The 13,105-nt window shown below is 61.9% G+C and carries 11 protein-coding genes and 1 tRNA gene; 8 read left to right on the forward strand and 4 right to left on the reverse strand.

Going from position 1 to position 13,105, the window contains the following annotated elements:
* Window positions 1–89 precede the first annotated feature (89 nt).
* The 6 genes from bcsA to ATY29_RS06615 all read left to right on the forward strand — a co-directional run bounded on the left by bcsA (window position 90) and on the right by ATY29_RS06615 (window position 9,092).
* Entirely contained in the window at window positions 90–2,282 is a 2,193-nt protein-coding gene (gene bcsA / locus ATY29_RS06590; protein WP_003574015.1) for a UDP-forming cellulose synthase catalytic subunit, read from the forward strand.
* Window positions 2,279–4,735: a cellulose biosynthesis cyclic di-GMP-binding regulatory protein BcsB gene (locus tag ATY29_RS06595; protein WP_003574013.1), complete on the forward strand. Its 2,457-nt coding sequence runs from the start codon at window positions 2,279–2,281 to the stop codon at window positions 4,733–4,735. The genes bcsA and ATY29_RS06595 overlap by 4 nt, the downstream gene beginning before the upstream one ends.
* On the forward strand, window positions 4,732–5,775 hold the full coding sequence (locus ATY29_RS06600) for a family 8 glycosyl hydrolase (RefSeq protein ID WP_003574011.1): 1,044 nt from the start codon (window positions 4,732–4,734) through the stop codon (window positions 5,773–5,775). Before ATY29_RS06595 ends, ATY29_RS06600 begins: the two co-directional genes overlap by 4 nt.
* Window positions 5,772–8,147 (forward strand): cellulose synthase, encoded by a 2,376-nt coding sequence (locus tag ATY29_RS06605; RefSeq protein WP_097535585.1) that lies wholly within the window; start codon window positions 5,772–5,774, stop codon window positions 8,145–8,147. The genes ATY29_RS06600 and ATY29_RS06605 overlap by 4 nt, the downstream gene beginning before the upstream one ends.
* Window positions 8,148–8,248: 101 nt before the next feature.
* Window positions 8,249–8,917, forward strand: coding sequence for an HAD family hydrolase (locus tag ATY29_RS06610; protein WP_097535587.1), 669 nt, complete (start codon window positions 8,249–8,251; stop codon window positions 8,915–8,917).
* A 98-nt stretch (window positions 8,918–9,015) separates the two neighbouring features.
* A tRNA-Pro gene (locus tag ATY29_RS06615) sits at window positions 9,016–9,092 on the forward strand.
* An 81-nt stretch (window positions 9,093–9,173) separates the two neighbouring features.
* On the opposite strand, the gene ATY29_RS06620 is transcribed toward ATY29_RS06615, so the two are convergent.
* Window positions 9,174–9,806, reverse strand: coding sequence for a class I SAM-dependent methyltransferase (locus ATY29_RS06620; RefSeq protein ID WP_003574006.1), 633 nt, complete (start codon window positions 9,804–9,806; stop codon window positions 9,174–9,176).
* 560 nt (window positions 9,807–10,366) lie between these two features.
* Here ATY29_RS06620 and ATY29_RS06625 point away from each other — a divergent pair.
* Window positions 10,367–10,582, forward strand: a complete 216-nt coding sequence (locus ATY29_RS06625) for a hypothetical protein (protein ID WP_025415852.1) — start codon at window positions 10,367–10,369, stop codon at window positions 10,580–10,582.
* Between the two features lie 2 nt (window positions 10,583–10,584).
* On the opposite strand, the gene ATY29_RS06630 is transcribed toward ATY29_RS06625, so the two are convergent.
* A complete protein-coding gene (locus ATY29_RS06630; RefSeq protein WP_003574002.1) occupies window positions 10,585–10,818 on the reverse strand; it encodes a DUF982 domain-containing protein in 234 nt (77 codons plus the stop codon).
* A gap of 195 nt (window positions 10,819–11,013) precedes the next feature.
* On the opposite strand from ATY29_RS06630, the gene ATY29_RS06635 reads away from it, so the two are divergent.
* Window positions 11,014–11,226 (forward strand): hypothetical protein, encoded by a 213-nt coding sequence (locus tag ATY29_RS06635; protein WP_029872887.1) that lies wholly within the window; start codon window positions 11,014–11,016, stop codon window positions 11,224–11,226.
* A 95-nt stretch (window positions 11,227–11,321) separates the two neighbouring features.
* Here ATY29_RS06635 and ATY29_RS06640 read toward each other — a convergent pair whose 3' ends face one another.
* Both ATY29_RS06640 and ATY29_RS06645 read right to left on the reverse strand, forming a co-directional pair.
* Window positions 11,322–11,615: a helix-turn-helix domain-containing protein gene (locus ATY29_RS06640; RefSeq protein ID WP_003574000.1), complete on the reverse strand. Its 294-nt coding sequence runs from the start codon at window positions 11,613–11,615 to the stop codon at window positions 11,322–11,324.
* Between the two features lie 49 nt (window positions 11,616–11,664).
* Window positions 11,665–12,846, reverse strand: a complete 1,182-nt coding sequence (locus ATY29_RS06645; RefSeq protein ID WP_097535589.1) for an ROK family transcriptional regulator — start codon at window positions 12,844–12,846, stop codon at window positions 11,665–11,667.
* Window positions 12,847–13,105: the final 259 nt, after the last annotated feature.

A 13,105-nucleotide genomic window follows, 5' to 3' on the forward strand; every position in this document is an offset into this window, starting at 1 on the left:
GTGGGTGGTTATCGGACGGCATCCTGTTCCAGTGAGCATACCCGGAGCGCCGAAGGGCGCCTCGGTTGAGCAATTTCGAAGGAACGTCGATGCGCAAAGCCCGCAGTGTCTTTATCTGGGCCGTGGTTTCGCTCTGCATGATCGTGCTGATCACGTTGCCGGTCAATTTGCAGACGCAGCTCATCACTAGCATCACGGTCGTGACGGTGATGGCGCTGATCAAGATTTTCAAGGGCGAGGGGACCTGGCGCCTGGTGGCGCTCGCCTTCGGCACCTCGATCGTGCTGCGCTACGTTTATTGGCGCACCACCAATACGCTGCCGCCGGTGAACCAGCCTGAGAATTTCATTCCGGGCCTGCTGCTCTATCTTGCCGAAATGTATAGCGTCGCGATGCTGGCGCTCAGCCTGTTCATTGTCGCCACGCCGCTGCCGCCGCGCCCCTCGCGTGCCGCCAATCCCGGGCGTTTGCCGCATGTCGATGTCTTCGTACCGTCCTATAACGAGGATGCCGGGCTTCTCGGCAACACGCTGGCTGCCGCCAAGGCCATGGATTATCCGGCCGACAAGCTGCATGTCTGGCTGCTCGACGACGGCGGCACCTTGCAGAAGCGTAACTCCGGCAAGTTGCTCGAGGCCCAAGCGGCGGCCGCCCGCCATATCGAACTGAAGCAGCTTTGCGAAGACCTCGACGTTCACTATCTTACGCGCGACCGCAACGAGCACGCCAAGGCCGGCAATCTCAACAATGGTATGAAACATTCGACCGGCGAACTGATCGCCGTCTTCGATGCCGATCACGCGCCGGCCCGCGATTTCCTGCTCGAAACCGTCGGTTACTTCGAAGACGATCCGAAGCTTTTCCTCGTCCAGACCCCGCATTTCTTCATCAATCCCGATCCGCTGGAGCGCAACCTGCGGACCTTCGACAAGATGCCGAGCGAGAACGAAATGTTCTACGGCATCATCCAGCGCGGCCTTGATAAATGGAACGCTGCCTTCTTCTGCGGCTCGGCCGCGGTCCTGAGCCGCAGGGCGCTTGAATCCCAGAACGGCTTTTCCGGCGTCAGCATCACCGAAGACTGCGAGACGGCCCTGGCGCTCCACGGCAGCGGCTGGAACAGCATCTATGTCGACAAACCGCTGATCGCCGGCCTGCAGCCCGCCACCTTCGCAAGTTTCATCGGCCAGCGCAGCCGCTGGGCGCAGGGCATGATGCAGATCCTGCGCTTCCGCTTCCCGCTGCTGAAGCGCGGCCTGTCGATCCCGCAGCGCCTCTGCTACATGTCCTCCACGCTTTTCTGGCTCTTTCCGTTCCCGCGCACCATCTTCCTGTTTGCGCCGCTCTTCTATTTGTTCTTCGATCTGGAAATCTTCACCGCCTCCGGCGGCGAATTCCTTGCCTATACGCTGGCCTACATGCTGGTGAACCTGATGATGCAGAACTACCTCTACGGGTCGTTCCGCTGGCCGTGGATTTCCGAACTCTACGAATATGTCCAGAGCGTGCATCTGCTGCCGGCGGTCGTCTCCGTCATGCTCAATCCGAGAAAGCCGACCTTCAAGGTCACCGCCAAGGACGAATCGATCGCGGTCAGCCGCCTGTCGGAGATCAGCCGCCCCTTCTTCGTCATCTTTGCGGTGCAGATCGTCGCGCTCATCATCACTATCTACAGAATCTATGCCGAGCCCTATAAGGCCGACGTCACGCTCGTCGTCGGCGGCTGGAACCTCATCAACCTGATCATGGCCGGCTGCGCGCTCGGTGTCGTGTCTGAGCGCGGCGAACGCGCCTTGTCTCGCCGCGTACGCGTCAACCGTCGCTGCGAATTCGGCGCCAACGGCAAGTGGTATGCCGCTTCGATCGAGGATGTCTCCGTCCATGGCGCCAGGCTTCACATCTTCAACAAGCAACTCGATGAGATGCTGGTCGGCGCCCTCGGCGAAATCCGCTTCCGGCCTTATAGCGGCGCGGAACTGGAAACCTTGCCGCTCATCGTCCGCAATATCGAGCCGTCAGGCGACATCAGCAATGTCGGCTGCCAGTACGTGCCGAAAAGCGCGCTCGACCACCGCCTGATCGCCGACTTGATGTTTGCCAACTCAGGCCAGTGGACCGAATTCCAGGCCTCGCGCCGTCACAATCCCGGCCTGATCCGTGGCACCATCTGGTTCCTCGGCCTGGCGTTCTACCAGACGAGCCGCGGCCTCATTTACTTCTTCCGCAGCATGCGGCCGGAACGGGAAGCCCGGCAGCAGGCAGCAAAGGTCAACGCCGGATGAGAAGCATCGTCGCCGCCTCGCTTCTGCTGCTGAATGCCTCCGTCTTCGCCCAGGCGCAGACGGCACCTTTCGACATGTCCGGCGAGCGGCCGCCCGGCGTCTCCGTTACTCCGAGATTGACACCGCCAGTGCCGCCGGCAGCGACCGCGCCGGTTCCGGTCACGCCTCCGGTTTCCGTGTTGCCGGCACCTGCACCCCAGGCCGCTCCCGCTCCTGCACCAGTCCCCCCGGCAATCTCCGTTCAGCCGCAGCCGCCCGCGCTGCAGCCAGCCGCGGCGGCAAATACGGCTCTGGTTCAGCGCGCCGGCAGTGTCCGTCGCTATGTGGTGCCCTTTTCGAAGCTCGGTCTCAGCGGCGAATATGACCGGCGGTCATGGTCCGTCTATCTGACGCCGGAACAAGCGGCAGCCAAGGCGAGCTTCACCTTCGCCTATCAGAATTCGATCGTCGTCGCGCCCGAGGCCTCGGCGCTGACAGTCTATCTCAATAATCGCCCGATCGGCCAGCAGCGGGTCGGCTCGCCGGACGGCCTGTCGGCCGTCACCTTCGAGGTTCCGCCAGGCCTGCTGCAGCCGGGCGCCAATGTCGTCACCTTTGAAGCCGCTCAGCGCCACCGCACCGATTGCAGCATCCAGTCCACCTATGAATTGTGGTCGAATATCGATCCGGCCGGAACCTATTTGAGTTTTGCCGGCAGTGATGCCGCGGAGCCGGCGAGCGCCGATGCTATCCGCGCCATCGGCGTCGACGGCGCCGGCAAGACCGAGTTCGACATCGTCGTCCCGGCGCTGGAGCAGCCGGGCACCACCAAGCCGCTGCTGCGGCTGGCGCAGGGCCTGTCTGTGCTGAGCAGCATGCCGAACCAGATCTTCGCCTTCAGCACCTCCTCGCTTCCGGCCGGCGGGCCCGGTAAGCTCAGCGTACTCGTCGGCACCGCGGCGGAACTGCGGCCGCTCTTTCCCGGCTTGCCGCCCGGCGCCGAAAGTGCGGCACTCGCCACTTTCGTCACCAATCCGGGCAGCGGCTCGCCGGTGCTTCTGATCAGCGGCCCCTCCTGGCAGGCGGTCTCCTCGGCGATCGATACCATCGTCTCGCCGACGGACAGATCCGCAGATGTCCGCCGCGACGCGCTGACCACCGAGCGCTGGAGCGCGCCGAATGCGCCGCTGATCTTTTCCGATACGAACATCGCTTTGTCTCAGCTTGGCGTGAAGACCACCGAATTCTCCGGCCGGCGGTTGCGGACCAGCTTCAATCTTGCCGTGCCGGCGGATTTTTACGCCAATGCCTATGGCGAGGCGAAGGTGTTGCTCGACGCCGCCTATACCCACAACGTTCTGCCCGGCAGTCACATCGATATCTACGTCAACGACAATATCGCCTCCACCGTGCCGATCACCACGACAACGGGCGGTATCCTGCGCCATCTGCCGATCCGCGTGACGATGCGGCACGTCAAGCCCGGCCTGAATACGGTGGCGATCGAGGCGATCCTGATGACCAAGGACGATGCGGCTTGCGCGCCGGGCGCCACCGCCGCCGCCAACCCCCGCTTTGCCCTGTTCGATACCTCCGAGCTGCACATGCCGGATTTCGCCCGTGTCGGTCAGCGGCCAAATCTGGCTGCCATGGCCGGCACCGCCTATCCCTACGGTCGTTCCACGGAGCCGATGCCGCTGTTCATCGACCGTGTCGATGCCGACACGCTTTCGGCCGCCGCCACCCTGCTTGGCCAGATGGCGATCATGGCCGGCCATCCGATCCCTGTGGAAACAGTCGCCTCGCCGAATACGATCGGCGATCGTGACGCCATCTTCATCGGTTCCATCTCGCAGATGCCGACAACCGCGCTGTCGCAGACCAATATATCAACGGCGAGCCAGGCCTCGTGGCGTCCGGTGACGGATGCGCAGACGGGTGTCGTCGACACCGGTACGGCCTTCGAGGAATGGAATTCCAAGGTCAGTGGCGGTGTCTTGCGCAGTCGGATGACCGCTTTCCGCGAGTGGCTGTGGCGCAATTTCGATATATCCCGCAGTTCGCTGCAATTCGCGCCGGGCGCCGAAGAAATCTTTACGCCGCCCAACACCGCCTCGCTTCTGGTGGCCCAGGGCTCCAGCCCGGCGGGAGCAGGCTCCTGGACCGTGGTGGCGGCGCCATCGGCGAAGGATTTGCGCGAAGGGGTGGAGGTTCTGACCTCGCAGCTGAACTGGCCGCAAATATCAGGCCACATCACCACCTATTCCAGCAAGACCGGCAAGATCGAGGCGGTGCCGGTCACCCGTTTTGATTTCGTGCCGTCGACACCCTGGTCGATCGCCAACTACCGCCTGATCGCCGCTAACTGGTTGTCGACGAATATCCTCTCTTATGCCTCGCTGCTCGTCGTCTTCGTGCTCCTGATCGGTGTCACCACGTCGAAGATGCTCAAAAAGCTGGGCCGGTCGAAATGAGGCGGTGGCGCGCGTTCCTGCTGGCGGCAACGGTCGCGATTGCACCGGGCCTGCCCGCCACTGCGCAGCAGGCGATGATCAATGCCGGCGCATGGTCGGCCTACAAGGCGAAGTTTCTCGATCCGACCGGCCGCATCGTCGACAACGGCAACGGCAACATCAGCCACAGCGAAGGGCAGGGCTATGGCCTGCTGCTCGCCTACCTCGCAGCAAGCCCCGCCGATTTCGAGCAGATCTGGTATTTTACCCGCACCGAGTTGCTGTTGCGCGACGATGGCCTGGCCGTCTGGAAATGGGATCCGAACGTCAAGCCGCACGTGGCCGACACCAACAATGCCACCGATGGCGACATGTTGATCGCCTATGCGCTGGCGCTGGCCGGAACGACCTGGAAACGGGAAGACTATATCCTCGCTGCCTCCCGCATGGCGCAGGCACTGCTTGCCGAAACCGTCGGCAGCTCGCAGGGCCGCACCTTGCTGATGCCGGGGACCGAAGGTTTTACCGGCAGCGACCGCGACGATGGTCCCGTTGTAAACCCATCCTACTGGATTTATGAGGCGATCCCGGTGATGTCAGCGCTCGCTCCGTCGGACGCCTGGCAAAAACTGTCGGACGACGGCGTGGAACTATTGAAGACGATGCAATTCGGCCCGCGCAAGCTGCCTGCCGAATGGGTGAGCCTGCACGACAAGCCGCGGCCGGCAGAGGGGTTCGATGCCGAATTCTCATATAACGCCATCCGCATCCCGCTCTATCTCGCGCGGGGCGGCATCACCGACAAGGCGCTGCTCATCCGCCTGCAAAAGGGGATGTCGCAAGACGGCGTTCCCGCCACCATCGACCTGACCACCGGCCGGCCGAAGACCGTTCTGTCGGACCCCGGTTATCGAATTGTTAACGATGTTGTGGCCTGTGTTGTCGATGGGACCAAGCTGCCGAACTCGGCGCTGCAGTTTGCCCCCGCACTCTATTATCCGTCCACCCTTCAACTGCTGGGGCTGGCCTATATCGGGGAGAAGCATCCAGAGTGTCTGTGAAGTCTTCTCTCGTGGCGGTTTCAGCGGCAGTGGTGGTGGCGAGCCTCGTCACCGGGCTGAAAGACCGTGCCGCGCTGCAGGAAAAGTTCGGCCTTGGCTCGGCCGGCAAGCCGGCGCCGGAGCTGATGATGATGGGCCGCATCAAGCCGACCGAGGCTGCCGGTAATTCCGAATTCAATGCGCAGCTTGTCGCCGACAAGATCGAGGCGATCACGTCCCCGCCGCCGTCAGCATCGGATACTTCAGATCCAAATGTTGTCGCGCAGCAGCCCGCACCGCTGCCATCAGCCGCGCCTCAAGCTGCGACCCCTTTTGCGCCTCAGCCGGCGCCGATCACGCCTCCCATCGTGTCCGAGACGCCGGCGCCGCAGCAGGCCGCCGCCCCGACGCAGCCTGCCGTCGACGAAAGCGCGCTTCGTTATTTCGCCAGCCGCGGCGACAAGGTGCGCCTCCAGGCTGAGATCTCCCGCCTTCAGGCGCTCTACCCGAATTGGGTTCCGCCGGCCGATCCGCTCGCCGTGCCGCAAAACGGCGACAAACAGCTGGAGGCCATGTGGCAGCTTTATTCCGACGGCCGCTATGCCGAGCTGCGCAAGGCGATCGCCGACCGTCAGGCAGCCGATGCCGGATGGCAGCCGCCAGCCGATCTGCTCGACCGGCTCGATGTCGCCGAGGCCCGCGCCCGCCTCATCAACGCTTCCGACCTCAAGCAATATGCGACGGTGGTCGATATCGCCGCAACAACCCCGAGCCTCCTCACCTGCAGCGAGGTCGATGTCCTCTGGCGTGTCGCCGAAGCCTTCATCCAGACGAAGAGGGAGCAGCGCGGCCAGGACGCCTACAACTATATCCTGAAGAACTGCCCCAATCCGGCCGAGCGGCAGGCGACCGTCGAAAAGGCCTCGACACTGCTTGCCTACCAGCCGATGCAGGCGCTGCTTGCGCTGGAAAGACCGGCGTCCGACGGCAGTAGGGAATTCGAGGCGATCCGCGACAACCTCGCCCGACGCTTCATCGCCGAAGGCAATGACGATCCGAAGCTCGCCATCGCGCCCGATTACGTCGCCCGCCTCGAAAAACTCGCCGGGACCGAGGGACTTGCCTCGGATGCGCTGCTGCTCGGCTGGTACCAGCTTCGCCGCAACAATGATGCCGAGGCGGAGAAGTGGTTTCGCGCCGCCCGAGCCAAGCAGGATACTGCCGCCGCTTCGCAGGGGCTGGCGCTGGCGCTGATCGCCCGCAAGGCGCCTGAGGAAGCCGAGGACGTGATGTTCCGCTGGCGTGCCGATTCCGACGACGCGAGTGCCACCTATCTCGCGGCGACCGCCAATCTGATGGCGCTGCAGCCGCCGGCTGAACTCGCCGAAGACGTGCTGCATCGCATCGCCGCCGAGGTTATTGCCCGGAAATATGTGCCGACGGCGCAGCAGTTCGGCTGGTATGCCCGCTCGCTCAACCAGTTCCAGACCGCCGCGCGCTGGTTTGAGACCGCGCTGGTCTGGAAACCCGATGACGAGCCGTCGGCCTATGGCCTTGTCGTCACGCGCGAACAGCTGAGCGACCGCAAGGGTGTGCTCGACCTGCAGCGCGCCTGGGCCGGACGCTCGGACCGGATCACCAATCTCGAAGACACCTCCTCGCTGATACCGAATGCGCGCGTCCTGCCGCCGGAGAAGGGCGCACTTGCCCCGCAGCAACCGGCTCAGCCGACACAGCCGGCGCAACGCCCTGCTACGGCAAACGAGCCGCTTCCAGATGAACGCCAGCTGCAGCCGGGGCCTGACGTCGCCGTTCGCCCGGCAAGGCCGGCGATGCAGACGGTGACGGTTGCGCGCGGTCCGCGCCAGACACGCGGCTGCTCGACGACCATCGATGCGGCCCAGCTCAGCCGGGCCAATGCGCTGTCGCGCGGCTGGTGCCTGATGGATATCAATCGGCCGATGGAGGCGATCTCGGCCTTCGAGACGGCATTGCAGAGCCCGGTCCGCAAGGACCGTGAAGACGCAGCCTACGGCCAGAGCCTTGCCTATCTGCGCGCCGGCCTCTCCAGCAACGCCGCCGTTGCCGCCACCAAGGCGCCGCAGAACCGCCAGCGGGCCGCCGAGCTCCAGATGGCGATCCTCGCCGACCGCGCGCTTTCGGCCTTCGACGCCGGGCGTTATCGCGAAACTCTGATCTATCTCGATCAGCGCGCCCAGCTGCAGCAGGAACGCATCGACCTGATGGTTCTGCGCGGCTACAGCTACTTCAATCTCAAAATGTATGGCGATGCGACCCGTATCTTTGAAGCCGCTGCCGCGACCGGCAGCCGCGACGCCGCACGCGGTCTGGCCGACGTTCGCAACGTCACCCACCCTGATGTCAATGACTAGCGTTGACGTCGACGTCAACGCTAGTCGTTGACGCCGACGCCGCTCTCCGCTACTCGCCTGTGCAGGGGTCACCCCGGCCTCGCACCCGCAAGGAAACGCCCGTGCCCGCTCCCCACGATATCCTCGACAAATCGTATGACGCCTTCCTTTTCGACATGGACGGAACGCTGCTGAATTCCATCGCCGTCGTCGAACGCGTCTGGAGCGAGTGGGCAAGGCGCCACGGCTTCGAACCGGAAGTCTTCCTGAAGACGATCCACGGCATCCGCGCTTCCGACGTCATTCGCGGGCTCGGCCTGGCAGGCGTCGATCCGGCCCATGAGGCGGACCTGCTGCTCGCCGAGGAGATGGAGGATGTCTCAGGCATCGTTGAAATTCCCGGTGCCATCCGCTTCCTCTCCGCCATTGCCGACGGCAAATGGGCGATCGTCACCTCCGCACCGATCGAGCTCGCCAGACGCCGCATGGCTGCAGCCGGCATCCCGATGCCGACGGTCATCGTCAGCGGCCAGGAGGTCAAATCCGGTAAGCCCAGTCCCGAAGGCTATCTGCTCGGCGCCAGCCGCCTGGGTGTTGATCCCTTGAAATGCCTCGTTTTCGAAGACGCTGTCGCCGGCATCCTCGCGGGCGAGGCCGCCGGCGCCGATGTCACGGTCATTACCGAAACCCATGCCACCCCCTTCGAAACCCCGCATTTCTCCATCGCCAACTACCAGGCATGGCAGCCCGGCCAGACCGGCGAAGGCCAGTTGAAGCTCATCGCGATCTGACCAATCCGATAAACCACCTGCTTTTTGTCGGAGGCGAGTTTTTTCCGCTTGCATTGCACGCGCCGAAAAACTAAACGAAGCAAGCCGTTTCGGCAGGTCGGGGCGTAGCGCAGCCCGGTAGCGCACTTGACTGGGGGTCAAGGGGTCGCTGGTTCGAGTCCAGTCGCCCCGACCATTTATCCCCTTGAAATCCAGTCAGAACATCACGTTTCGTGTGGCGGCCGCTCTCGCGGTCAGTGCGGAGAACGGTGAATGTTCAGTGCGGTTTCTGGGCAATCGCGATCATCGATTTGGCCAGCAGCGGAATCCTCCCGACATATTCGAAGTCGACCTCTTCGAAACCTGTTTCGTGCAGAAGCGTGCTCAGCGTTCCCGGAGACCAGAATTTGATGTGGCCATGGTCCTTGAGAGGCATGAAATGGTCGTCCATCTTTCCGCTCACGGCCAAGGCCAGATTTTTCCAGTAACCGTGAAAAGGCGTCGACATGACCGCGATGCCGCCGGGCTTCACCAGGTCGTACATGGTGGCCGAGAATGCCTTGGGGTCATAAACGTGCTCCACGACCTCGAGGCTGATCACCGCATCGAAGGTGCCGTACCGGCTGGAGAGATCTTCGTAACCGGAGCCGATTTCCAGCGGCAGATCCGGGTGGGCCGTTCTCGCTTTTGCGATACCGTCCTCGGAGGGATCGACACCGATTACATCATAGCCCTTTCGGGCAAGCACGGCTGCAGCACCGCCGGCACCGCAACCAAGGTCGAAGACCGACGTTTCGTTTGCTTCCTGAAAACTATTCTCAAGAACATCGACAACAGCCGGCAAGATATAGGAATGGGCGGTCGCCGGTCTGGCATGCATATAGGTCGTTGCGTCTAGTTCGATAGACATTTTATCTCCTGGAGTAGTGAGGGAGTAGTGAGCCCGCCAGCCCAATAATGCCACACAATGGTACAGCGGAGTTTGACGGCAGTGTGGTGTCGTTGTGGTATTAACGTGATTAGCGCCGAAGGCGCCCGCGGCAGGTGAGGGGCGCTGGTGATGGATGCGCGCGTTCGGCCGGGCTCACCTTCATCTCACGAACGATGAGCGCCCATAGAAGATCTAGAATTTGACAGGGAGGCGGGAAGATGATGAAAACTGCCGCAATTCGGATTTCGTCTGCTCGGGCGGGGTGACCCGCCGTCGGTTCAACGCCGATAGCTGCGACCATTTGCAGCAAATAATGCAGTAAAATACCCTTCGATGGTGTGGAATCAAATAAATATATTAGTTCTTTTTGGCACGTCTCCAGTGACGCTAGGCGGTATTGGTTGCCTTTTGTTAAGACTATACCGAGATCGAATATGAAATACCCGATTTCAAATTTAAATAACGTGAAACCTCTTCGAATTCATGCGAATAGGTGTAGATTAAAAGCGTCCCTGTCACAAACAGCCTACTGCGAGCGCATGGCGGAAATGAAGCAGAATCTCACTTGCAGACAAGCCCTCGCCGGCGCATTCCAGGCTTTGTCCGACGAGGCCGTCAAGGCCGGCTGGCCGGAGGGCGATGTCGCCCTCGCGCTTGCTGAACTCGCCGAGGACCAGGTGATCGAGATGACCGCCAAGGTGATCACGGAAGGCTTTATTCACCCTCAGCTCGCCGCCAGCCGCCACAGCAGCTGATCTTATAGCAGCAATCCCGCCGTCTTCGCCGCAGCAATGAAGGAAGCCTGTGCGGCGCGCGGGCTGCGCAATCCATCGAGCGCATCCAGGCAGTGCTGGCGCGCAATGCGATAGTCGCGCTCGCGCTTCTTCGGCCATCGTTTCAAATACTCGACGGCTTCCCAAACGGTGGAAACGATTAGGCTGCGGTTTTGAGAAAAGACCCGGACGGGGGAGGGAAAGCGTATTTCACTCAACGTCGGTACTCGCTGATTCCTGCTGCAAACGCGCCTAAAACGCGCGGCACAAAATTTTGTTCCCTAATTTTGTTCTGTGGAAGTTTGCATAGTTGCTAAAGTTCGGCCCCTCGCGCATAATCATTTTTGCCGGTTGCGGAGGGCGGCCGGCAATGCAAGCGTGGATGCGTTTGCCCTCGGAGGGAATGCGGCGTGATGTTACGATCATCAATTCATCCGCATGATTTACCGCTGTTTTCGGAAGATCTCGATTTGCTTTCGCAGGTGCTCGACAAGGTCTGCGATGAGCGCGGCCTGGCCAGGACAACACCTGAGGCCGAGCGGATCGGTGCGGTCATCATTCAGCTCTACAGGCAGGGCGTGAAGGACGGCGGCAAGCTCGCCGATCTGGCAAAAACCTATCTCTGACGCTCAGTTCTGCTCGATCGAGACACCGTTGTTGCCGATGCTCATCGCGATCGCCTGCGCTTTGTTTTCCAGCGGTGAGGCCGATCGCATAGCTTCTAATCGTCGTTGGCGGCATTGAGGTTTTCCGGCCGGATCCCATCGTCGGTCATGGTGCGTGCTCGCAATCGGATGCCGGGGCCGCCTTCATCCTGATTGCCGCTCGACAGGAAGATGATGCCGTTCGCCTCGAGCGTGCTGCGCACATCGAACAGCGCGTGCGGTTCGCCCGCAAACTCGCCGTTTTCCAGCGCCGCGACGGTCTCGACCGGCAGGCCGCTTGCGGCGGCGAGCTCTTCGATACTCATTCCGATCATGGCGCGTGCGCCGCGTATCTGTGTGGCTGTTATCATGGCGGAAAATCTAGCGCATTTGCCGCACTTCTCAAGTGGCGCAGGCCGATCAAACCTCCTTCAATTTCACGCCGAACAGATCGTCGTGCATGCGCTCGACGGCGACCCCCATGCCTCCCATGAGGGCGGCCCGGTTGCCAAAGCGGCTTATCTCGATGCGCGGCGGATAAGGCGTGCAACGCGGCAGGAAATGTCGGATGGCGTCTACGAGTTCCGGTCTCGCGCCGATGCTGCCGCCGGTGATCACCAGTTCGGGATCGAGAGTTGCACCGATGGCGGCAATGGCGACCGCCACCAGTCTTGCCGTCTCGTCGATTGCGGCGACGGCGCTGGTCTCTCCCGCATTGAAGGCGACAAAGAGATCGGCGACGGTGGAAGCGTTACGCCCGCCGAAACCGGTGTAGCGGCGTAACATCGCGACGCTGCCGACCGCGCTCTCAAAGGTTCCAAGCGTAAACCCGCCGGGATCAAAAACATCGCCGCCGATCGGAAGATAGGCGATCTCGCCGGCCGCGCCACGCGCGCCGCGCAACAGAGCGCCATTGGCGATGATGCCCATGCCGACTCCCGTTCCGAGCGCAATGAAAGCAAAATTGCCGCTCTCGGCACCGTGTCCCCGCCATCGCTCTCCCTGCGCCGCGAGATTGACGTCGTTTTCGACGATCACCGGCATGCCCATTCTGTCGCTGAAGACCTGCCGCAGATTGATCGCGTCGATGCCGGGGATATTCGGCGCCACATTGATATGGCCGGTGGCCGGATCGAGCACGCCGGGACTGCCCAGAACGACGACACGGAGCTTGTCGGCGGTCGTTCCGGCAACAAGCGCGAGGTCAGAGATAAGGTCGCTGAACTGATTGACGAGGTGCAATCCGCCGCGCGGGTCAGTGGCCACTTTGGTTTCGGCAACGATGTTGCCCAATAGATCGCAGATCGCCGCGTCGATCTTGGTGCCGCCGAGATCGATGGAGACGGCGAGACCAGCCCTCGCGTTGATTTCATAGGTAATGGCATTTCGGCCCGGGCGACCATCGGTCTGGCCCACAGGTTTCAGCCATCCAGCATCCTCGAGGTCGCGCACGACATCGGAAATCGTCTGCTTCGACAGTCCGGTCAGCTTGGCAATATCGGCGCGGGAGATCGACCCGTTGGCCAACACGGTCCGGATCACGGCATGGGTTGAGATTTTTCGCGCGATGGGAGTCTGGGCGGTAGAAAGTGTCGGTGCCATCCGGCTAGCTCGTTCCAATTAGTTCGGAGCATATACCTAATTAAGGGCCGATAATTGATCCACAGCGATGGGAAAAGGGAAGGCTGCAGTTCAATTGCGTCAGCTTACGGGATTTTAATACATGCAAGGCAGCGATTTGTCTATGTCCTTGACAAATGGGAGGTCGCCTGTAGGCTGATATCAACGTGCAATGAAATGCGCGACGAAACAAAGAGGTCGAGGACAAGTATGCGCCACCCGCATTGCCTGGATAGCCGCG

Source organism: Rhizobium hidalgonense, assembly GCF_002914525.1.
Lineage (GTDB): Bacteria > Pseudomonadota > Alphaproteobacteria > Rhizobiales > Rhizobiaceae > Rhizobium > Rhizobium hidalgonense.